The organism is Anaerotruncus sp. G3(2012) (assembly GCF_000403395.2).
In the GTDB taxonomy this organism is placed as follows: domain Bacteria; phylum Bacillota; class Clostridia; order Oscillospirales; family Ruminococcaceae; genus Anaerotruncus.
Genome location: NZ_KE159676.1, coordinates 45464 through 66820, shown reverse-complemented (window position 1 = coordinate 66820; position 21357 = coordinate 45464). Strand labels below are relative to the sequence as shown.

The window sequence follows — 21357 nt, the reverse complement described above, 5'->3', positions numbered from 1 at the left end:
TAGCAGACCGGGCTTATGGGGCAAAGACGATCCGAGCTTACATCTCGGAACAAGGAGCCAGCTATGTGATCCCACCGCAGAGCAATGTTTCTGAGCCATGGCCGGTAGACTGGTGCTTATATAAAGAGCGTCATTTGGTTGAATGCTTCTTCCAAAAGCTCAAATGGTTTCGCAGAATCGCCACCAGATATGACAAATTGGATGCGTCTTTTCTCGCTTTCGTTTATATTGCCGCTATCGCTATTTTGTTGATTTAGCTCAGCCTTCACTATTTTTCAAACAAGCCCTAGGCCTTGTTTGAAAAATAAATATTGCACAAAGGGAATGCAGGTGGGAAAATAGGGGCATGAAACGGTATGATTAGCGCCTATTAGGAAAACAAGCTGCCAATATGAGAGAGTAACGGCTCAAACAGCCAAAGCGGTGGTAGCTTCGGTGTTGGGTTCAATGTACTTGACGATCTTTCGCTGTTCATCAGCAAACTTGAAGCGGACGCTGATATTGCTATTCTCGTCGTACACCTTGATATGGTCAACGAGTTCCACAAGAATGTCACGGGTCAGCTTGTCGATGTTCTGATACTTCATAAAGGCTACCAACGCCGGCTGTTCGTTATCCACACCGTTTGCCAGTTCCGCCCGCTCCGCTGTCAGGTTCTCTAATACAGCGGTCAGCGTAGCCGTCTGGCGCTCATAATCGGCTTTCACTATTGTGGTAGTCCTCACGAGTGATCTCGCCGTCTTTCCAGTCTTGATACAGCCCTTGCTTGTAGCGGATGACTTTCGCCAGTTCCCGCTCCTTGGCCGCGATCAGGTCGTCCAACCGCTTTGATTGGCACTTCTTGATCGGGGCCGTATTGATAAGCGCGATAATTTCAGAATAGGAAACCGCTAAATGTACCTGCTGCTGAATGGCGAACAGGACGGCGGTCTCCGGCCGGTTGTGCCTGATTGGGTGCATGGTGCAGGCCGTCCGGGAGCGGTTCTTATAGGTGGAGCAGGCGTAATATACATATTTGCCGCTCAAGCTCCGGGCCAGGGCCTGGCCGCAGTCGGCGCAGCGGAGGAAACAGGCAGGCCCTTCATGCGCCGGTAGGCCGAGGGGCTGGGTATGCCGTGTTCGTTCAGGTGGGGAGCGACACGGCCCGCTTGGAGCTACCTTGCAGGAACATGGAGTAAATCAGCTTGACCGTTTCGGCGGCGTCGGGATCGACCACCGGCTTGTGTTTGTCCTCTCTCTGTTCTTAGAACCCGTATTCACAACCATTCGACACCGTCTGAGCGGGTCTTTTGCCGGCCTGGCGCGTTGAAAAATCTTGCAATACACAAAGTATTGTCTGCGTTTTTTCGCCTTGCAGGGCAGCAAAACCCCTCGCTCATCCGGCATCCTCTGATTATGAATACAGGTTCTTAGACGGGAAAAAATACCCATTCTGTTATAAGCAAGCATCTCCACCTCCACCGTAAGCATTTTTTACTGGCTTATATAATGTTCTTACTTTCCCCCAGCCACTTTTGCAGGATACCATTTTTGGAACCACGCAGTAAAAAGCCCCATGAAGATAGGCAATACAGAATTGATAAGCCCAACAAAGCTACTAATAGAGGTTCGCATCAATAGCCATGTAAAAACAGATGTAAACAGATAAAGAACGCCCCAAGCCATAGTCAGAATACGGTTGGTTTTTAGAAAGAGAGCATTTTGTAAAGCGTCCTCGCCGCCGTAGCTGTTCATGGAATAATGGGCAGTAAGAGGTACTTTCCAAAAACAGGACACAAGCCACATCACGGCAAAGGAAAGATACGACAGCGGCAACATCCATTTTTCTGAATATCCGGCCAGCATGGTAACGGAAAAACTCGTTACCAAAGCATTTGACAAAATGTCATATACTGTTTTTTTGTTTCGATAGAAGATAAGGGGGATCAGCGCGCAGATACCGATGCTGATAAGGCAACCCCATTGCTTGTGGATCGCAGGAGCTACCCATAAAACGATCCACGGAATGAGCATAATGTTCATATTGGTGTTTTTCTGCGATAGGGGGGCTTCCATTCGTTGCATTTGTGGCCGTGAACCGACAAAGTAGGTGTCCCATTTCAGCATCAAGGTAAAATCTCCTTTCACCTTATAAAGCCCTTGCATCATGGCTTCATCACCCCGAATTTCTCCGGCCGCAATCGAACGCCATACAGTAACCGGCGTTTCAATCTTTGTGGTGGCCGCTAAAGACCCGTCTGTATAAACATGGCTGCCATCTTTTCCTAACAGAATTTGGTAGCTTTCCTCCACATCCGTATAGTGCATTTCCAGCACGATGTCTTTACCGGGATAGTTTTCCTTGCAATAAAGCGCCGCCATTTGCCTGGTGAAAATCAGTGTGTCAGATTCTTTTCTTGCGATGGTCTCTCCTGTTTTTGCGCCGCCCTTATCAATCCCCCAGCTCGCGTCAGCGCAGGCTTCAAAGGTTTCCTTTGGCAGTAAAAGCTGGTCAAGCAGTTCCTGCGTTTTGTTGGAAATACTACCGCTGGCGTATTCCTGTCCCGCTAATTTCACATATGAAAGGTACTCATTCGTGCGCGTAGACAGCTCCGGCACCCGAAACAGTTCGCCCTGGCCGCAAAAAATGGTCGTATAATTTCCCCGCCCGCAAAGATGATCGAAAAGACTATATACGCCGTCATAATTTCCTTTTGCCGTATAAAAGCCACAGGTGGAGATCACCACTGTCCTTTTTCCGCTCATATCATATCGGGAGGGATGTCCTCCGCACCCAACCTGTCCGGCCTTTTCTTCCATAAAAGGGAGAAGCATAGGTAACTGGCGGTCAATCAGATTCTTTAGTGAACCGGGAACCGTATAATAATATAGGGGAAAACTCCATATTGTAATGTCCGCCCAAAGCAGGTCTTGAATGACCTGTTGCATTTCATCCTGTATGCAGCATTGTCCGGGCGTGCGGTTCCAGCACGAAAAGCAGCCAAGGCAGGGTTTAATATTTATGCGGCTAATGGAAAGCCCCTTTGTCTGAACATCCTGAATCCCTTGCTTCATACCATCCAGAAACGCAGACGTGAGTCGGTAGGTATTGCTGCCAGCCCCTTTCGGGCTTCCATTTATCACCAAGATGTTCATAACTCCATTTCTCCTTCCAATCTCCGGATGCAGTCCTGTGCCCACTCAATTTGCATTTGTAAACTTCGCCGCCCATATTCTACCGTCATCTGCCAATAAAGTGTTTTCTCTTTTTGACCGATTAGATCGCCATAGGTGTATATGAGCCGTGGAACAGCATCTAAACTTTGTAGGAAGAACTCGCAGCTTTTCTTAACGCTATCAAAATAACAAATATTTTCTTTCGCGCTTCTTTCCCCAAGAAAAAAGACTTTCATCAAAATCGGTGTTTTGACCCTCAATCCCAAGTCGCTATCTGCAAGCCATCGCAGTAATTCTTCTCGCCCTGCTGATGTGATGGAATAGACGTTTTTATCCGGCTTTCCATTTTGCGGAACAACCGTTTTATTCACCCATTCTCTTTGTTCCAGCCCTTGAAGCTCTCTATAAATCTGGCTGGTTTTCGCGTCCCAAAAATAATTTAGGGAGTCTCGAAAAATTTCCATAATTTCATACCCGGTCATTTCTTTATAATTGAGCAACCCCAAAATCCCATGTTTTAACATACAGTACGCCCTCCTTGCTCTGTTCTACTCTGCACGCTTATTATATTCCATAAGTAGAATATAATCAAGAGCAAAGCGAAGATTGTATACGAAAGTGACGGGAAAATCACGCTGAATATTATGAACCACCTGTTAAAGAACCGCCGCTATATGGGCGAGTACAGTTATCGTGATGTAGCCAAGGAGGAGGGTATCCCGGCGATTGTTCCGAAAGAATTATTTGAACGGGTACGAGAACGGCTGGCAAAGAACAAAAAGGCTCCTGCCCGTCACAAAGCCGAGGACGATTACCTTTTGACAACGAAGCTGTATTGTGGAAAATACGATTCCTTTATGGTGGGAGAAAGCCACACAATAAAAATACACCGCTATTATCGCCGTGTGAACACCAAGAAAAAGAAATTCTGTGATAAGAAAGCGGTTAAGAAAGACTGGATTGAAGATTTAATTGTCAACTATACCATGAAAGCAACTATGAATGATGAAGTCATGGAACGGCTGATTGATGCGCTAATGGAGTTGCAGAAGAAAGAAAGCACCGAGCCGCCCCTTTTGAAAAAGCAGCTTGCGGAAACGGAAAAAGGCATGAACAATATGCTCAACGCCATTCAAGCCGGGATTTTTACCCCGTCCACCAAGCAAAGATTGGACGAGTTAGAGGAAATCAAAAGCTAGCTTGAAGTCAGCATTTTGCAGGAGGAAATGCACAAGCCACTGCTTACAAGAGAACAGATAGGATTTTTTACTTACTGTTTCAGCAAACTTGTTGTGTCAAAGCAGAAGCAGCGTCAAAAGCTGATTGACAGTTTTGTAAATGCGGTGTATCTTTATGAGGAGAGGATAATCCTTACTTTCAATTATAAAGATGATTCCAAGACTATCACGCTGGCGGAGGTTGAGGGTTCGGATTTATCCGTACCCGGTGCACCATCTAAGGACGGTTATTTTGAGATGTATTGTGTATTTGTGGCAAGATGACGCAGGCCGGAAAGACGGTGATCGACCAGCAGGAGAGGGCCGAAGGGGGAGCGCCTGGGGATGACCTAGGCGCTCCATTCTCTTTTGGCCCTCTGCGAAGAGCGCACTTACTCATCACCGGCCAGGGGCCTGCGGTGGTACTGCCTGACGGCAGCCGTGCGCCCTCCGGGGGCGGCTCCGCCGGGGTGTCATCCCTTGCTGGTATATACCAGCAGACGCCAACGGCAGCTTGTGCATCGGACGGAACTACGCCGATGCGCTGGGGGCTTGGGGAGCTCGGCCACCAACAAGCGGCACGGGGCATATACCTGTGCATTGCTTGCCACTACCATCAGCCCATCAAATGAGGCTTGTGTATTGGTCACTACTGATGGCTGTAAGAAAACGACAAATCGGGGGTTTTGGGGGGATGATGCCATATGAAGAAAAGTGTTTTAATATTGTTGACTCTTGTTCCTGTAATAGTTGGATATTTAGTTAATGTCTTGATTATGGTTCCTGTAATTGGTATGGCAGGCTTCTACTTACTCCCTCTGCTCACAACAGCCTTTTGGTTTTATCTGGGCAAACAGTTTGCACGCAAATGGAAACCTGTTCCTGCAGTACTGATTGCTCACACCGTGGGCATTTGTTCACTGTTGGTTTACCTTTGGCAGTTTTTGCTTGAAACAGATGAAACAAGAAGTTTGACATTAGCAGGTTTTTCGCAGATATTTTCTGCTTCAACACCATTGTATTTATTTGGCGGGATTGCAAGACTTGTTGAACGCCAACCGAATTATGCAGGTAGAGCAACGATGGTTGCCATGCAGGTTATAGCCCTTGATAAATGTTCTCTTGATATAATGGGTATCGGGATAATTGTCCTTGGTTTTTGCCAAAACCCGCTAAATATGGCCGTTTTACAGGCACTTTTGTAAAAAGCCCATCGCTGGCTGGATAAATTTTCAGACCAGCGGTGGGCTTTTTTGCGTTTCTGAAGCCATTCGGAATGGGCTATCGTTGATTTGTTGCGGTATCGTTAAGTCGTAAGTTCTACAACAGGTCATGCGTCAGTAGAAATGTCACTATAAAAGGTTGATCCTATTTACTCTGGCGCAAGAGGAAAGGGAGAGTAAAAGTGCAGGGTATGCCTGCCCACCACATAATTTGGATGGAGAAACGCATATTAGGCATTGAGGATCGCCATAAATTCTTCACCAGTAATCGTTTCTTTCTCATACAGAAACCTTGCAAGCTCATCCAGCTTTTGTCTGTTTTCCAGCAGTATTTCGGCAGCTTTTTTGTGAAGCCTTTTAACCAGTTCCACCACTTGACGATCAATTTCGTCCTGTGTCCCTGCGGAGCAGATCAAGGAAGTATCTCCGCCAAGGTACTGGCCGCTCACTGTTTCCATCGCCACCATATCAAAATCCTTGCTCATTCCATAGCGGGTGATCATGGACCGAGCCAACTTGGTCGCCTGTTCAATATCGTTGGAAGCTCCAGTTGAAATTGTTCCAAAAACAACCTCCTCTGCGGCGCGGCCTCCTGTGTAGGTAGCAATCTTGTTTTCGATTTCCTCTTTTGTCATCAGGTAGCGATTGCCGTCCTCCACCTGCATGGTGTAGCCTAATGCCCCAGAGGTGCGGGGAATAATGGTGATTTTCTGCACCGGAGCGGATTGGGTCTGCCTCGCAGCCACCAAAGCATGGCCAATCTCATGGTAAGCCACCGTCCACTTCTCCTTGTCAGTAAGGATGGCATTTTTCTTTTGGTAGCCCGCAATGACTACCTCAATGCTTTCCTCCAGGTCAGACTGAGTAGCATACTTCCTCCCATCCCGTACCGCCCGGAGGGCTGCTTCATTGACGATGTTGGCTAACTCTGCTCCAGATGCTCCCGAGGCCATTCTTGCGATCTGCTGGAAGTCCACCTCTTCGGAAACCTTAATTTTCTTGGCATGGACTTTCAAAATAGCTTCCCGGCCTTTTAAATCGGGCAGCTCTACAGGCACCCGGCGGTCAAAGCGTCCAGGCCGGGTCAGGGCTGGGTCCGGGGACTCAGGGCGGTTGGTAGCCGCCAGAATAACAACGCCGGTGTTGCCCTCAAAGCCGTCCATCTCGGTAAGCAGTTGGTTCAAAGTCTGCTCCCGCTCGTCATTGCCGCCCATTTTCCCCGAGTTCCGCTTCTGGCCAATAGCGTCGATCTCGTCGATGAACACAATGCAGGGTGCCTTTTCCTTGGCCTGCTTGAACAGGTCCCGGACCTTGGAGGCCCCCATGCCCACAAACATCTCCACAAACTCCGAGCCGGACATGGAGAAGAAGGGAACCTCGGCCTCGCCGGCCACCGCCTTGGCCAGCATGGTCTTGCCGGTGCCTGGAGGGCCCGCCAGCAGGATGCCTTTAGGCATGGAGGCGCCGATCTCCTTGTACTTATCCGGGTTGTGGAGGTAGTCCACAATCTCGGCCAGGTTCTCCTTGGCCTCGTCCTCCCCCGCCACATCGGAGAACTTAATGCCCTCCGAGGATTTCACGTAGACTTTAGCGTTGGACTTTCCGAACATCATGGAATTAGGTAGTGTTCACATAAGCACATCGACAATGAGAGCAAAAAAGACAAAAGCCAAAAAGATAATATCCAGTTTGTCATAGCGGGTAAAAATGCGACGAAATCGCTTGATACGGCGAAAAAGCCTCTCAACTTGGTTGCGCTGTTTGTACAGCTCTTTATCATAGTCCCAAGGATCTTTGCGATTGCTTTTTGGCGGAACAACAGGGATATAGCCAAGTTCCACTGCCAAAGCTCTTGTCTCATCCCCTTCGTAGGCCCGATCCATCAGAAGGTAAACCGGGTGATCCGCCGGACCGAGCTGCTGCAAAAGAGTACGGCCTTCAGGGCCATCTCCACGGTTTCCGGCAGGCAGCGAAAAGATCATCCCATCTCGATCAGATGCGGCGACCATATGAAGTTTGGTGTTCCACCCACCACGTGTTCTTCCGACGGCTTGCGCTCCGTTTTTTTCAGTGCACCCATTCCGTCAGGATGAACCTTGATGCAGGTGGAATCCAAACTGACCACGTTTACTTGGATTTTGATGATTCCCAGTTGCTGCAAACGCAAAAATGCTTTTTCCAAAACTCCCTTTTTCGCCCAGCGGTTTATCCGGACATAGATCACGTGCCAATCTCCGTATTCTTTGGGCAGGCTCCTCCATTTGCACCCATTTTCCATTACGTACAGCGCCGCATTCAATACATCCAGATTGCTGATTTTTGCTGGTTTCCGCTGTTTCGGAAAGCACTCTGCGATTTGTTCGTATTGTTCTTTCTTCAGTTCCATTCCTTTATTATAGCATATCTTTATTTGTGTGAACAGACCCTAGTCATCAGGGCCATAAGAAAAAAGATCAGTATGACAGTCATCGTTTCCTCAAAGCTCCATATAGGCTTCCAGGGCCTTTGCAGATTGCCATGATCGGGTTCTTATCTCAGTTATTCACAGAGCTTGGATGTGGCGCAACAGAATCCGAGCCCGACCCAGCCGGGGAAGGGCATATGAGAAAAAACCGGCATAGGCCTCGCAATAATAGCTGGATCCCAATTTGTCTCCCTCGATAACGCGGTCTCGCCGGCAGCCGTTCCGGCACAGGGGATACCACCGGCATTGGCCGCATTTTTCCGGTATGCGTCGGGAGGTTTCCACAAAGCCCAATACATCTCTGGCGCGGTCCAAGTCCCCCCAGGCATCGTCCCGGATATTTCCAAGGCGGTATGCGTCCAGCCCGTAGAAATCACAGGGGTAGACGCTGCCGTCCGCCTCCACCAGATACTGTAAGCCGCAGTATCCCCGCATGGAGCACTGCTCCGGAGCATGTCCCTCCAGCATCCAGAGCAGATTGTCAAAATAGCGGATGGACCAGTAGCGTCCCTGCTCCAGTTCCCGATACCACAAGTCAAACAGCCTTTTCAAAAACACCTCATACCGGTCTGGTGACAGAGAGTATTCCTGACCGCCCCGTTTCTCATCCAAAGGGTCCAGGCAGGGAATGTACTGCTGAAACCGGAAGCCTTGCCTGCACAGGCTGGAAAAGGCGCTCTGGATATGCCGGGCCAGATAGCCGGTAACCACCGTCAGGACATTGTACTCCACACCGGCCTGTTCCAACTGGCGGGCCGCCTGCTGCACCCGACTATAGGTCCCCTTTCCTTTTCCGTCCAAGCGGAAGCGGTCGTGGCACTCCCGGCTGCCGTCCAGGGACAGGCCTGCCAGAAAGCGGTTCTCTTTGAAGAAGCGGCACCACTCCTGATCCAACAGCGTTCCATTGGTCTGAATGGCATAGTAGACTGCCAGGTTGGAAGGGGCGGTTTTTTTTACGTGGGCGACGAAATCCCGAAAGAAATCCAGTCCTGCCAAGGTGGGCTCCCCCCCCTGGAACAGGAATGTGACCGAGCCTTCGGCCACCCCGATCGCCTTTTCGATCAGAGCGTGGCTCACCGCCTCCGGCATCCGTCCATAATTGGGAACCGCGCGGATCTTTGCCTCGTCTGCATAAAAGCAATACGTACAGCGCAGATTGCATCCGCTGGAAGCGGGCTTGAGTAAAATGCTCAGGGGCGGCATACGGCATCTCCTTTCCTTCCAGCGGCGTACCGCTTACTTTGTCTCTCTTGCGGGACCGACTGTCCTTCCCAGGTAAATTTCCGGCGGCAGAACATAGGTATAGCCCTTATCGTCGCAATCCCGGTTTCGGATCATACGCATCAGCCGGGCAGCCACCTCCTGGCCAATTCGATATCCCTGATGGATGGAACAGGTGATCCCTTCCGCCTCCCAGTCGTCGCTGGAGTAGTCGAAGCACACCAGGGAACAGTCCTCCGGCACGCGCTTTCCCAGCTGCTCCAGCACCTGCCGGGTCAGCTGGAAGATCATGTAGTTGCAGCAGACCACTGCTGTATAGCGGGGCAAGCGCTTTAGGAACCGTCCGATGGAGCGGGCGTCGTATGCCTCGCTGGAGGCACACCATTTGACGTAATCGTCCTGATATTCCACCCCGTTTTTCTGGAGGGTGGCTGCCATCCCTTGAAACTTCTCAATGCTCTGGTAATTGTCGGAGAGGAAAATCCCGGCAATGTGCCGGTGCCCCTGCCGGATCAGCAGGCCGATCAGTTCCTCGGCGCAGCGCAGGTCGTTGACCACCACCCGGGGGCATTTCAGATTCTTATAATAGTTGTTGTAGAAAATGACGGGAATCCGTTTTTGGTAGATTTTCTGATAGTAGTCCAGATTGGGGTTCAGCAGGCTGGCCTTCACGCCATCCACAATAAAGCCCTGAAAGCCCTGGTTGACCACGGCCTGGAGGCAGCGGCGCTCATTGGCAAACTTGTTGTCCGTGAGGAAGGTGCGCAAATCCACCTGATCCGGGGGAAGGATACTTCGGATACCGTCCATCAGGCTGGAGTTGGCGTTCCCGTCCTGGCCCTGGAGAATCAGCCCGATTTTGGTCCTTCCTTCGCTGCCTCCCAGCTCCCAAGACAGGGCCTCCTCTTTATTGATGTAGGTCCCGCTTCCCTTTACCCGGAGAAGGAGGCCCTCCTCCGTCAGCCGGCCCAAGGCCCGACGTACGGTTTCCCGGCTGACGGAGAGTTTTCGAGTCAGGACGGTTTCTGACGGGATCTTTGTATTGCTGGAAAACTTGTTTTCCTCAATGTAGGCTCGCACCCAGCGGTAGACCATCTCCGATTTTCGGTCCAGTTCCTTCATGACGCCCTCCCGGGAATCGCACAGCCCGCTTCAGTCCGTAATGACAGGACGCGCCCCTTCCGCCTGCCAAATCCAGTCCAGCAGGCGCTTTCGCAGCTCCGCTTTCACTTGGGCATAGGCGGGATCGGCCACCACATTGTCCAGTTGGTGGGGATCGTGTTCCATGTCGTAAAGGAAGTCATCCGCATAGCGGTCCGAGGCCGCCGCCGCCCCGCCGTTCACGCCGGGGGCATAGACGGAGTATGTATAGCGCGCTGTGCGGATACACCGGCCCACCCGGCTCTCGGAAATCTGCGCGAAAATCTCATTGGGTCTATTATCCGCCTTTTTTTCCACAACGTCAAGGAGGTTTTCCCCGATCATAGCGTCGCCCACGTCCACGCCGGCCAGGGCCAGGATGGTTTTAGGCAGGCTGGCGGTGCTCACCAGCTCCTCCACTGCCCGTCCGCCTCGGTAAGGCCCGCCGGCAATGACCAGGGGCACATGGAGGCAGGCGTCGTGGCAGGATCGCTTATAGTCGTCATAGCCGTTGAGATGATCGTCCCGGTTCCGGGTGAGGAAATGGGAGCCGTGGTCCGAAGCAAAGAGGATCACCGTATTCTCATACAGCCCCTTTTCCTTCAGCTTTGCCACAAGGCGCCCCAGGTTCTCGTCCAGGCTGGCGCACTGCCCCAGGTAGTCCGGGTACTCCTCGGCGGCGTTGCCCCCCAGAGCTTTCAGATCCTCGGGCAAAATGAAGTTCTTGAACCGCTCCTTGGAACCCTCCGGCCCCTCGTAATGCTTGCGGTCGTTCTGGTGGTGAGGCTCGATCTGGGAGATGGTCATGAAGAAGGGCTTCTCTCCCGTGTAGCCATCAAGGAATTCCAGAGCCATGTCGTTGATGCAGTCCGCTCGGTAGCCCTTGAAATCTACTCGCTGGTCATGCTCGTCAAAGACAAAGCCGTCGTAGCCGTGGGAGGTGAACTCCAGCACATCGGCGGCGCGCCAGAAGCCGGTGTAGCCCCCCCGCAGCTCCCGAGGAACGGCGGTTACGGTGTGGTCGATGGTGGGGGGCTTTTCCAGCTCCCCGTCGCTGGCTAGGTGCCACTTGCCGATGTAGGCGGTCTCATAGCCCGCCTCCTCGATGTATTGGCCCAGAGTCTTGACTCCGGCGGGCAGCATGATGTTATTGCGGAAACAGCCGGTCTCCGTGGGATATTTGCCGGTCTGGAACAGGGCCCGGCAGGGACCGCACACCGGCTGGGGGGAGAAGGCGTTGTCAAACTTCACGCCCTCCCGAGCCAGAGCATCTAGGTTGGGCGTGATGTCCAGGGGCTGGCCGAAGCAGCCGCAGGTATCCCAGCGCTGCTGGTCTGTGAAATAAAAAATGATGTTGTTGGGCATAGTCATTCCTCCTTCTGCGCGTTTCTTTCCTTCATCTTACCTCGAACGATGGCACCCACCGCCAGCAGGATCAGGACCAGGAAGATGATGCAGTACACGCTGCTGAAAAAAATCTTGGGGCTTCCATTAGAGATCAGCAAAGCCCGGCGGAAATTCGTCTCTGTCATACCGCCCAGCACCAATCCCAGGAGAATGGGCACCGGAGGGAGTTCCAGCTTACGCAGAATCCAGGCCAGCATACCGAAAATGAGGGCTACGCCCACGTCAAAATAATTCTCATTCACGGAATAGGCCCCGGCGAAACAGAAGATGACGATAATGGGGGTGAGGATCTCCTGCGGAATAGACACCACCTTGGCAAAGAGGGAGGTGAGGAACTTGCCCTGAAGAAGCATGAAAATGTTCACCAAAATCAGGCCCAGCATAATGGCATACATAATGTCTCCCTGTGTGGTAAAGAGACTGAGTCCGGGATTCAGGCCGTTGATCATCAGGGCGGAAAGCATAATCGCCACGGTGCCGTCTCCGGGGATGCCCAGGGTGAGCAGGGGGATCAGGGTCGCACCGGTGACAGCATTGTTCGCCGACTCGGCGGCGGCAATGCCCTCCACGGAGCCGTGTCCAAACTCCTCCGGATGCTTTGACATGTTTTTGGCGGTGTTATAGCTGAACCAGGAAGCCTCCGAGGCTCCGGTGCCAGGGATGATGCCCACCATCACACCGATAATAGAGGACAGCAGCACCGGCCTGGCCATGCGCTTGTATTCCGCCTTGGTGATGACGCCGTCATCCTTGATTTGGGTCGTGTCCAGATTCAGACGGTCCAACCGTTTCTCCGCCTTGGCCATAATCTCTACCAGGGCGAAAAGGCCGATGAGGCAGACTGCCAGATCCAAACCCAGGTACAGCCGGGAAATACCGAAGGTAAAGCGGTCATAGCTGGTCATGGGGTCGGAACCCACACAGGAAATGAGCAGTCCCAAGCACGCGGAGATCAAGCCCTTAATCATGCTCTTGCCCGACACGCCGGCGATGATGGTCAGGCCAAAGACACAGACCATGAAGTACTCCGCGGTGCCCAGCTGGGCGGCTACACGGGCCACCTGGGGCCCCAGGAACAGCAGCATCAGGGCCGAGAAAACCCCGCCGAAGGTAGAAGCGTACAGGGCGATCTTCAGCGCGGCCTTGGTCCGCCCCTTCTCCGACAGGGGATGCCCGTCCAGCATGGTGGCCGCCGCGTGGGGGGTGCCAGGGGTGTTGATGAGGATAGCGGACACGCTGCCTCCATAACCCCCGGCGCAGTAGATGCCAAGCAGGAACATCATGCCGGGAATAGCGGTCATGGAATAGGTGACAGGCAGGAACAGGATCACGCACAGGATAACACTCAGTCCGGGGATGGCCGCGAAAACCGAACCGATAAACACACCCAGATTGATCCACAAGATGTTTTCCAATGTAAACAGCAGACCGGTGGCCGGAACAATGTACTGTAACATAAACCGTCTCCCTCCTTAAAAGCCCACGCCCAGGACAAAGCGGAAGGCCGCCCAGATGGCCACCGCGATCACCAGGGTAATGGAATAGTAGGATTTCTTCCGGCACCGGAAATAGAGCAGGAAGCCCAGGCAGCAGAAGACCGCTCCTACCACGAACAGGCCGGTCCACTTGCTGAGGAAATAGGTGCCCAGCAAAATGCCCAGGATTGCCAGCGCCTTGGCCTCCACCTGGACGTTGATGACCTTCCAATTCAGGGGCTGCTTTGTGGCCAGCTTATAGACCTCCTTGCCGATCAGCATGGCGCAGCATAGGAGCATGACTGTCATCAGCAGAGTGGGAAACGCCCGGCCGTTGACGACATCTTTCTCAGAAATTGCCACCTGATCCGGCATGACCAGCAGGACCATCAGGGCAAAAAGCGCGAAGACCAGGCCGGTAACCAGATCAATGGGAATACGGATTTCTTTTTCGTGCAATTTCCGTCCCCAGGCGTCCATACGACCGTTGAAATGCTCTACCCATTGTTTCATAGGGAACCTCCTTTCAGAATTCAGAGATAAAAAGGGGGAATGGGCGGGACTCCTGCCCTATCCCATTCCCCGTATGTATAGCTGCGGTCAGCCCGTAACGATGTCCTTATACTCGTTGACGATGCTCTTCACGTTTTCCACATGGGCCTCCACGCCCGCGACAGACATGGTGTCCACTTCCAGCAGCATGGTATCCTGGAGCCACTCCACGACTTCTGCGTCCGCCAGGATCTTGCCGTAGAGCTCTTTCAGCTCGGCGACCTTCTTCTCATCGGTGCCAGCCCGGGCCATGACGAAGCAACGGTTGCGGAAGTAAGGGAAACCATGCTGGCCCACGCCCTCTACACCAGCAAAGGGGCCGTTTTCGATATTGCCCTCGTCAAAGGCGCACACAATCGTTACACCATTCTGTTGGTAGGTCTCCAGAATCTGGGACTGGTGAGAAACGGCGAACTGTGTCTCGCCCCGGGCTACAGCCTGGGCTGCTTCAGCGGCAGACTGATAAGGTGTCAGCTTCAGCTTGTCTCCCGCGCCCATGGCACCGAACAGAGACGCGGCCAAGAACGCCTCGGAGCTGGTGGCGCCGTTGACTGCCACGCTGATTTCCGTTCCCTGCTGGACATAGGCTTCCAGATCAGACACACTGCTGATGTTCAGCTTGGCATCGGCGGAGAGGACGAAGATGGAGGAATACAGGTTTTCCACAAATGCAAAGTCCTCATACCCAAACTGCATCTTGGCTGGATCCAAAATGGAGGTGATGGACAGCAGCCCCTCGCCCACGAAAACCAACTCGGTATCATTTGCCTTGGTATCAGCCACCCAGGTATTTACGGTGGCGGCATCTCCCTTGATGGCTTCGGCCACCAAGGTGATGGAGTCGGAATAGCTGGTGGACTTGGTAGCTGCCTGCTGGCTCACCATGGCGGCTACGCCAGAGGGGGCCCAAGGGCAGGTGACCTTCCATGTTGCGGACTTCTGGCCGCAGCCCGCCAGCAAGGTTGTGCACATGGCGACAAGCAGTACGATGCTAAGAATCCTTCTTTTCATAATCTCGCTCCTTTTCCATAATTAGTCAGATGCGGTTCCTGTTATTTTCTAACATCTGTATAATAGAAATTTAGCATAAAGTTTTTTGGGATTCAACAACTTTTCCTATAATTTTAATAAAGTTGTCTGGTTTTTAGATTAACTGTAGAAACCTGTCTACCTGTTGACATCTGTTTTATATATTCCGTATAAATTTCTCTGCGTGATCTGCTCTGCGACCCTGCTTGCTGTGGTAATATCCAGTACGGTGGACTTGTACGGTATTTCCAACAGCAGATATCAAAATCCCTTTAATATTCCAGGATCAAGAGATACATTATCACATAAACGCGAGGAAATCCAAGCTTTTTCTGTATTATGGTACATATGAGTGCCTTTCATCTGCACGAAAAAACGGGGGTGGACGCCTTGATGCACTCGTATCACTGATTATCTTAGCGCTACCCTAAAACTGCACTCAATTATAATTTTTGGAAAATAGGCAGTCAACGAAGCAACTATGAAGTTTGTCGGAAAAGTTTTGCCTTGGGCTTGACATTGGGGTAGTTGGGGCCATGGAGCCGCAGCGCTTCACGCCAAATGCATCTCGTGTGCCAAGCAAACGCAACGTCAGAAATGCTCCAAACATCAATTAAGACTTCATTTTCCACTGTCTGTCCCATTTGGAAAAATTTTTTGTGGGTATGAAGTAAAAACAGATTTTTGGCACACTATATCTGTGAAACCCCAGGCGGGACAATTTGGAAAAGGAGCAGATACAAGATGAAAAAGATTATAAGATTGGCGATTGTGTTGCTCTGCATCGGGATGCTTGCGGGATGCGGTTCAAAAGCGGACGGCGGTACAGATGCGGTGCAGATGAAGGATGGAAATACGTTACAGACAGTGGTTGACCGTATTGAAGATGAGGTCGGCATTCAGATGTCTGCGGACATCGACGATCAGTTGTTCACAGACCTGTTTTACATTGATCCGGAAGCCGATGTGGAGGAATATGCGGGCAAGATGGCGATGTCGATGACCAGTGCGGACAATGTCGTAGCAGTCAAAGCAAAGCCGGAATCCCGGCAGAAGGTATTGGACGGACTAAACAAGCGGCTTGCGGATGTGCAGGCATCCTTTGAGCAGTATCTGCCCGATCAGTACGAAAAATCGCAGCGTGGTTTGGTGATCGAAAAAGGGGACTACCTGTTTCTGTTGATCGTGGGAGAAACGAGTGAAGATCAGGAAAAAGCGCAGGAGATCATTACAGAAGCATTTTGATCTAGGCGTTGGGATTCTAATGATGCGTATTTCCAGAGCTGTGGAGCTGTAGCAGTTATAGGAAGCAGTCTCTGGAGGAATGTCTTTTTTCCAGATTCCAAAAAACAAATAAAAGGAGCGCATATCTGCCAGATCGCTGGTTAGACATGCGCTTCTTTTTTATGCTCCGGAGAATATTATTCTGGAAAGACAGGGCAGAATATGCCAGCGGCCTTTTAGCTTCATCAGAATGATGCAATCGAGTACAAACCTCCTGACAGATGCTTTCGAAGGGATGCGTGCAAAAATTCACAATTTGTACTTGATTTTTCTGAAAGGTAGGGTTACAATACAATTAGCACTCGATACATTAGAGTGCTAATCAAAAAGTTTCCAATACATACCATAAATATGGGAGGGTCGTTTATGAACGCTCAAAAATTTACCCAAAAATCCCTCGAGGCTTTGCAGGCAGCGCAGGATTTTGCAATCGAATACGAGAATATGCAGATTGAGCAGCCGCACCTGCTCGCCGCGCTGACTGCGCAGGAGGACGGCCTTATCGGGCAGATGCTGAAAAAAATGGCTATAGATGCTTCTGCCATGCAGCACGCAGTCAAGACCGAGATCGAGCGGATTCCGCGGGTGAGCGGGCCAGGAAGGGAGCGGGACAAAATTTATGTCTCGCAGGAGGTAGACCGCACACTTATGCAGGCGGAAAAAACCGCCGACCGGATGAAGGATGAGTATGTCTCGGTCGAACATCTGATGCTGGCTCTGCTCGAGACACCCAATGCCGCCCTCAAGCGGATATTCCAGCAGTTCGGCATGACGAAGGACGGCTTTTTGCAGGCGCTGGTCAGCGTCCGTGGGAATACCCGCGTGACCTCAGACAGCCCGGAGTCCACCTATGATGCGTTAAAAAAATACGGATCGGACCTGGTCGAGATGGCGCGCAATCAGAAGCTTGACCCGGTGATCGGGCGGGACCACGAGATTCGAAACGTTATCCGCATCCTCTCCCGCAAAACAAAAAACAACCCTGTCCTGATCGGCGAACCGGGTGTTGGCAAGACTGCGATCGCTGAAGGGCTGGCATTGCGGATCGTCCGGGGGGATGTGCCCGAAAACCTGAAGGACCGCACGATCTTTTCGCTCGATATGGGTGCTCTGATTGCAGGGGCAAAGTTCCGCGGTGAGTTCGAGGAACGCCTGAAAGCGGTATTACAGGAGATCAGGAAGAGCGAAGGCCGGATCATCCTGTTTATCGACGAGCTGCATACCATTGTAGGTGCGGGCAAGACCGAAGGCAGCATGGATGCGGGCAACCTGCTCAAGCCGATGCTGGCACGCGGCGAGCTGCACTGTATCGGCGCGACCACCCTCAACGAGTACCGGCAATATATCGAGAAAGACGCGGCGCTCGAGCGTCGGTTTCAGCCGGTGATGGTGCCTGAACCGACGGTGGAGGACACCATTTCGATTCTGCGCGGTTTGAAAGAGCGGTACGAGGTGTTTCATGGGGTGAAAATTCAGGATCAGGCGCTGATCGGGGCGGCGGTACTTTCCAACCGTTACATCTCCGACCGGTTCCTGCCGGATAAGGCGATCGACCTTGTGGACGAGGCGTGTGCGATGATCCGGACCGAGATGGACTCGATGCCGACCGAGTTGGACGACATCTCCCGCAAGATCATGCAGCATGAGATCGAAGAAGCCGCGTTAAAAAAGGAAAAAGACCAGCTTTCACAGGAGCATCTGAAAGAGATCCAGAAGGAGCTTGCCGAGATGCGGGAGCAGTTCAAGGGGATGAAAGCCCGCTGGGAAAATGAAAAAAACGCGATCAGCAAGGTACAGAAGCTGCGGGAGGAGCTGGAACAGGTCAATGCGGACATCGAGAAGGCGGAGCGCGAATACGACCTGAACCGAGCCGCCGAACTGAAATATGGAAAGCTGCCGGAGCTCCAGAAACAGCTCGAAGCGGAGGAACGAATGGCAAGCCAAGCGGAGAAGGATTCCACCCTGCTGCGGGATAAGGTCACCGAAGAGGAGATTGCGCGGATTGTTGGACGGTGGACGGGAATACCGGTCGCCAGATTGATGGAGGGCGAGCGGGACAAACTGCTCAATATGGAAAGCATCCTGCATCAGCGGGTGATCGGGCAGGATGAGGCGGTTACCAAAGTTGCGGAAGCGATTCTGCGGTCACGTGCGGGGATTCAGGACCGCAACCGTCCAATCGGGTCGTTCCTCTTCCTTGGTCCGACCGGTGTGGGCAAGACCGAACTTGCCAAAGCGCTGGCGCAGTCGCTGTTTGACGATGAGAAAAACATCGTCCGGATCGACATGAGCGAGTATATGGAAAAGTACAGCGTGAGCCGGCTGATTGGGGCGCCTCCGGGATACGTCGGCTATGAGGAGGGTGGTCAGCTCACCGAGGCGGTACGACGCAAACCATATGCGGTCGTCCTGTTCGATGAGATCGAGAAGGCGCATCCGGATGTGTTCAATATCCTGCTTCAGGTACTGGACGACGGAAGGATCACCGATTCGCAGGGCCGGACAGTCGATTTCAAAAATACCATCATCATCCTGACCTCAAACCTCGGTTCGCCCTATATTCTGGACGGTATCGACCAGAACGGGCAGATCACCGAGGAGGCGCGGAAGGACGTTGATACCCTGCTCAAGCAGCAGTTCCGGCCCGAGTTCCTGAACCGGCTGGATGAAATTGTATTCTACAAGCCGTTGACCAAATCCGAGACAACCAAAATTGTGGATTTGCTTCTGACGGACCTGCAAAAACGTCTGAACGACAAGCAGCTATTCCTTTCGGCAACCGATGCGGCGAAACAGAAGATCGTTGACTGTGGGTATGACCCGGTTTACGGCGCCCGCCCGCTGAAACGGTTTTTGCAGCATAAGGTAGAGACGATGCTGGCCCGGATGATGATCGCAAAAGACCTTGCGCCCAATACCTGCCTTGAGATCGATGTGGAGGATGACGACCTCGTGATCCGGGAAAATCCGGGCAAATAATGTGCCCTTAACCGCTGCCCCACCTTGCCAGGATGGAGCAGCGGTTGTCTTTTTGTCGGGCGTATGGTATAGTACAGGAAAAGCGGAGTTCCAACCACAGGAGAGGAGATTGCTATGAGCAGACAGATTCGAATGATTCAGCCGGCAGATATCCCGGCCGTACGGGATATCTATGCACCGTATGTCGCCGAAACATCGGTCAGTTTTGAATATGAGCCGCCCACACTGGAAGAGTTCACGGCCCGCGTCGAACGAACGCTCAAACGGTACCCGTGGCTGGTTTGTGAGGAGAACGGGGAGATCATAGGCTATGCCTATGCGGGAGCTTTGGGAGTTCGGAAGGCTTACCAGTGGTCGGTAGAGCTTTCGATCTATGTGCGACAGGATCGGCGCAGGCAGGGACTTGGAAAATATCTCTACCAGACACTGCTCGAGCTGCTGACCGCTCAGGGATATATCGGAGCCTACGGTGCTGTGACCCAGCCTAACCCCGCCAGTGATCGTCTCCATCGAAAGATGGGGTTTGAACGGGTAGGTGTCTGGAAAGACGCCGGCTACAAGCTGGGCGTGTGGCGGGATGTAGGGTGGTACGAAAAATTCCTGCTGCCGCGGACCGATAATCCGTCCGAACCGGTGAGCTGGCAGGAGCTTCCCCGGGAACAGGTACAGGAAATCTGCGGAAAAGGCTACATCTGAATCATTTCAACGGATCGTGACAGACTGGGGTATTGTTGAAACGTAAGTCGGTTCTATTCTTCGCTGCTCGTTTTCCCTCGACCGATTTGAAAAAACAACTTGTCGGTAAGCTGTTATTCCAGCAGTTTACCGACAAGATATTTCTACCAGATTTCCCCGACCTGTTTTTTCGTCCAGCATGTTTGATAAATTTACCCGGTTCTTTTTTCTCCGCCTCCTCGGTCACAGTGGGCATACCGCATGACGGGACCGCATATAGTGTGGTATGTACAAAGAGGAGGGGCTTCAAAATGTTTCATTTCAAACCCGAAGGCATGCTGCTCGACACCGCTGCAAACCGACAGTCGTTTAAATCTCTGGCTACGCTTCAGGAGGCACAGCTCACCGGAAAAATTCTGGAAAGTCGGGCGGTCGTCTGTGATTCGGAGCACAACCTGATTGTTGATATGGGCAGCTATCGGGGGATCATTCCGCGGGAGGAGGGTGCGCTTGGGATCGCCGAAGGGACAACCCGTGATATCGCGATCATCTCGCGAGTCAATAAGCCGGTCTGCTATCGGATTACAGGATTTTCCCGCTCGGAAAATGGCGCGGTGGTTCCACGTCTCTCCCGTCGGCAGGTCCAGCAGGACTGTCTGGAACAGTACATCTCTCGTCTGGTTCCGGGCGATGTGATCGACGGGCGGGTAACCCATCTGGAATCGTTTGGCTGTTTCGTGGATATCGGTTGTGGGCTGCCATCCCTCATCCCAATCGACGCGATCTCGATTTCCCGCATCTCTCATCCACGTGACCGCTTCCGTCCGTCTCAGGAGATCAAAGCGGTGGTGCGCGCGGTCGAGCCGGGAGGCCGGGTTTCCCTCTCTCATAAGGAATTGCTCGGCACTTGGGAGGAAAATGCCGCCCTCTTCCATGCAGGAGAAACGGTCGCCGGGGTGGTTCGTTCGGTCGAAGATTACGGGGTATTTGTCGAACTGACCCCCAATCTTGCAGGGTTGGCAGAACCGCGGGAGGGAATCGCGGTTGGGCAGCATGCGAGCGTCTACATAAAAAGCCTGATTCCGGAGAAGATGAAGGCCAAATTGATTATTGTTGATGCGTTCGACGCATCCTATCACACCGCACCCAGCCCCTATTTTATTTCCGAAGGACACATCAGCCGCTGGCGGTATTCGCCCGCCTGCTCCGATCGGGTGATCGAATCGGTGTTCAGTGATCCTGCCGGGACATAAAAACAGCCGCACTCGCAAAGCAAGTGCGGCTGTTTAATCTATTTATAAAATCTGCAATCCAAAGCTAGATGGTGTCGTCAATAAAGAAGGAGCCAAATAGCAATACAACGTATTTGGACAGCAGCAGCGAAAGAAGCGGCATTTTTAGCGTAGCGAGTCGCAATACCGCGCCATCTTTTGAGAAGCAGGAAAGCGTTCTCGACGAGATGGCGAAGTTTGTAGAAATATTTATCATACTTCCGAGGATGTTTTCGGCTTTTCCTTGGCGGAATGACCGGCATC

The 21357-nt window shown here is 52.2% G+C and carries 20 protein-coding genes and 1 pseudogene; 8 read left to right on the top strand and 13 right to left on the bottom strand.

Annotated features, from left to right (window positions below):
* Positions 1-257: IS5/IS1182 family transposase (locus C814_RS24655; RefSeq protein ID WP_016316689.1), on the top strand; the 257-nt coding region annotated here is incomplete at its 5' end.
* A gap of 150 nt (positions 258-407) precedes the next feature.
* Here C814_RS24655 and C814_RS24650 read toward each other — a convergent pair.
* The 4 genes from C814_RS24650 to C814_RS17240 all read right to left on the bottom strand — a co-directional run bounded on the left by C814_RS24650 (position 408) and on the right by C814_RS17240 (position 3680).
* A complete protein-coding gene (locus C814_RS24650) occupies positions 408-725 on the bottom strand; it encodes a DUF4368 domain-containing protein (RefSeq protein ID WP_242829022.1) in 318 nt (105 codons plus the stop codon).
* Entirely contained in the window at positions 691-1026 is a 336-nt protein-coding gene (locus tag C814_RS24645) for a zinc ribbon domain-containing protein (RefSeq protein WP_016316687.1), read from the bottom strand. Before C814_RS24645 ends, C814_RS24650 begins: the two co-directional genes overlap by 35 nt.
* Positions 1027-1494: 468 nt before the next feature.
* Positions 1495-3135, bottom strand: coding sequence for an NAD(P)H-dependent oxidoreductase (locus C814_RS17245; RefSeq protein WP_016316685.1), 1641 nt, complete (start codon positions 3133-3135; stop codon positions 1495-1497).
* A complete protein-coding gene (locus C814_RS17240; protein ID WP_016316684.1) occupies positions 3132-3680 on the bottom strand; it encodes a PadR family transcriptional regulator in 549 nt (182 codons plus the stop codon). The genes C814_RS17245 and C814_RS17240 overlap by 4 nt, the downstream gene beginning before the upstream one ends.
* A gap of 60 nt (positions 3681-3740) precedes the next feature.
* On the opposite strand from C814_RS17240, the gene C814_RS24640 reads away from it, so the two are divergent.
* From C814_RS24640 to C814_RS17225, 3 genes are all read left to right on the top strand, one after another.
* Positions 3741-4355: a recombinase family protein gene (locus tag C814_RS24640; RefSeq protein WP_369750568.1), complete on the top strand. Its 615-nt coding sequence runs from the start codon at positions 3741-3743 to the stop codon at positions 4353-4355.
* A gap of 27 nt (positions 4356-4382) precedes the next feature.
* Positions 4383-4658 (top strand): hypothetical protein, encoded by a 276-nt coding sequence (locus tag C814_RS24635; protein WP_016316682.1) that lies wholly within the window; start codon positions 4383-4385, stop codon positions 4656-4658.
* Between the two features lie 419 nt (positions 4659-5077).
* Positions 5078-5578: a hypothetical protein gene (locus C814_RS17225; protein WP_016316681.1), complete on the top strand. Its 501-nt coding sequence runs from the start codon at positions 5078-5080 to the stop codon at positions 5576-5578.
* Between the two features lie 248 nt (positions 5579-5826).
* Here the strand turns inward: C814_RS17225 and ftsH are convergent.
* The 8 genes and pseudogenes from ftsH to C814_RS17180 form a co-directional block, all read right to left on the bottom strand.
* A pseudogene (ftsH, locus tag C814_RS17220) lies at positions 5827-7215 on the bottom strand (ATP-dependent zinc metalloprotease FtsH); the annotation flags it as partial.
* A 9-nt stretch (positions 7216-7224) separates the two neighbouring features.
* Positions 7225-7982 (bottom strand): IS5 family transposase gene (locus tag C814_RS23810; RefSeq protein WP_155846418.1). Its coding sequence is split into 2 segments (ribosomal slippage): positions 7225-7664 and positions 7664-7982, totalling 759 coding nucleotides; the frame shifts between segments, so codons are not numbered across the junction.
* Between the two features lie 156 nt (positions 7983-8138).
* Positions 8139-9263 carry an anaerobic sulfatase maturase gene (locus C814_RS17205; RefSeq protein ID WP_016316678.1) on the bottom strand — a complete coding sequence of 375 codons (1125 nt, stop codon included), beginning with the start codon at positions 9261-9263 and terminating at the stop codon, positions 8139-8141.
* A 33-nt stretch (positions 9264-9296) separates the two neighbouring features.
* Positions 9297-10403 carry a GntR family transcriptional regulator gene (locus tag C814_RS17200; protein ID WP_016316677.1) on the bottom strand — a complete coding sequence of 369 codons (1107 nt, stop codon included), beginning with the start codon at positions 10401-10403 and terminating at the stop codon, positions 9297-9299.
* 30 nt (positions 10404-10433) lie between these two features.
* Positions 10434-11786 carry a sulfatase family protein gene (locus C814_RS17195; protein WP_016316676.1) on the bottom strand — a complete coding sequence of 451 codons (1353 nt, stop codon included), beginning with the start codon at positions 11784-11786 and terminating at the stop codon, positions 10434-10436.
* 2 nt (positions 11787-11788) lie between these two features.
* Complete coding sequence (locus tag C814_RS17190; RefSeq protein WP_016316675.1) at positions 11789-13285, bottom strand: tripartite tricarboxylate transporter permease; 1497 nt, start codon at positions 13283-13285, stop codon at positions 11789-11791.
* 15 nt (positions 13286-13300) lie between these two features.
* A complete protein-coding gene (locus tag C814_RS17185; RefSeq protein ID WP_016316674.1) occupies positions 13301-13816 on the bottom strand; it encodes a tripartite tricarboxylate transporter TctB family protein in 516 nt (171 codons plus the stop codon).
* An 87-nt stretch (positions 13817-13903) separates the two neighbouring features.
* The gene (locus tag C814_RS17180) at positions 13904-14866 is read right to left on the bottom strand and encodes a type 2 periplasmic-binding domain-containing protein (RefSeq protein ID WP_016316673.1); all 963 of its coding nucleotides are present in this window, start codon (positions 14864-14866) and stop codon (positions 13904-13906) included.
* A gap of 762 nt (positions 14867-15628) precedes the next feature.
* Between C814_RS17180 and C814_RS17175 the strand changes: the two genes are divergently transcribed.
* From C814_RS17175 to C814_RS17160, 4 genes are all read left to right on the top strand, one after another.
* The gene (locus C814_RS17175; protein ID WP_016316672.1) at positions 15629-16129 is read left to right on the top strand and encodes a DUF4358 domain-containing protein; all 501 of its coding nucleotides are present in this window, start codon (positions 15629-15631) and stop codon (positions 16127-16129) included.
* A gap of 405 nt (positions 16130-16534) precedes the next feature.
* Positions 16535-19147 (top strand): ATP-dependent chaperone ClpB, encoded by a 2613-nt coding sequence (gene clpB, locus C814_RS17170; protein ID WP_016316671.1) that lies wholly within the window; start codon positions 16535-16537, stop codon positions 19145-19147.
* Positions 19148-19261: 114 nt separating this feature from the next.
* On the top strand, positions 19262-19843 hold the full coding sequence (locus C814_RS17165) for a GNAT family N-acetyltransferase (protein WP_016316670.1): 582 nt from the start codon (positions 19262-19264) through the stop codon (positions 19841-19843).
* Between the two features lie 290 nt (positions 19844-20133).
* The gene (locus C814_RS17160) at positions 20134-21075 is read left to right on the top strand and encodes a S1 RNA-binding domain-containing protein (RefSeq protein WP_016316669.1); all 942 of its coding nucleotides are present in this window, start codon (positions 20134-20136) and stop codon (positions 21073-21075) included.
* A gap of 77 nt (positions 21076-21152) precedes the next feature.
* Here the strand turns inward: C814_RS17160 and C814_RS23080 are convergent.
* On the bottom strand, positions 21153-21357 hold a 205-nt coding region (locus tag C814_RS23080), incomplete at its 5' end, for a transposase (protein WP_155846417.1).

Coding starts and splice junctions, on each gene's coding strand:
- C814_RS17240 (WP_016316684.1), bottom strand. CDS start 3,680: ATGTTAAAACATGGGATTTTGGGGTTGCTCAATTATAAAGAAATGACC.
- C814_RS17165 (WP_016316670.1), top strand. CDS start 19,262: ATGAGCAGACAGATTCGAATGATTCAGCCGGCAGATATCCCGGCCGTA.
- C814_RS17185 (WP_016316674.1), bottom strand. CDS start 13,816: ATGAAACAATGGGTAGAGCATTTCAACGGTCGTATGGACGCCTGGGGA.
- clpB (WP_016316671.1), top strand. CDS start 16,535: ATGAACGCTCAAAAATTTACCCAAAAATCCCTCGAGGCTTTGCAGGCA.
- C814_RS17225 (WP_016316681.1), top strand. CDS start 5,078: ATGAAGAAAAGTGTTTTAATATTGTTGACTCTTGTTCCTGTAATAGTT.
- C814_RS17175 (WP_016316672.1), top strand. CDS start 15,629: ATGAAAAAGATTATAAGATTGGCGATTGTGTTGCTCTGCATCGGGATG.
- C814_RS17190 (WP_016316675.1), bottom strand. CDS start 13,285: ATGTTACAGTACATTGTTCCGGCCACCGGTCTGCTGTTTACATTGGAA.
- C814_RS17205 (WP_016316678.1), bottom strand. CDS start 9,263: ATGCCGCCCCTGAGCATTTTACTCAAGCCCGCTTCCAGCGGATGCAAT.
- C814_RS17200 (WP_016316677.1), bottom strand. CDS start 10,403: ATGAAGGAACTGGACCGAAAATCGGAGATGGTCTACCGCTGGGTGCGA.
- C814_RS17195 (WP_016316676.1), bottom strand. CDS start 11,786: ATGCCCAACAACATCATTTTTTATTTCACAGACCAGCAGCGCTGGGAT.
- C814_RS24635 (WP_016316682.1), top strand. CDS start 4,383: ATGCACAAGCCACTGCTTACAAGAGAACAGATAGGATTTTTTACTTAC.
- C814_RS17180 (WP_016316673.1), bottom strand. CDS start 14,866: ATGAAAAGAAGGATTCTTAGCATCGTACTGCTTGTCGCCATGTGCACA.
- C814_RS17245 (WP_016316685.1), bottom strand. CDS start 3,135: ATGAACATCTTGGTGATAAATGGAAGCCCGAAAGGGGCTGGCAGCAAT.
- C814_RS17160 (WP_016316669.1), top strand. CDS start 20,134: ATGTTTCATTTCAAACCCGAAGGCATGCTGCTCGACACCGCTGCAAAC.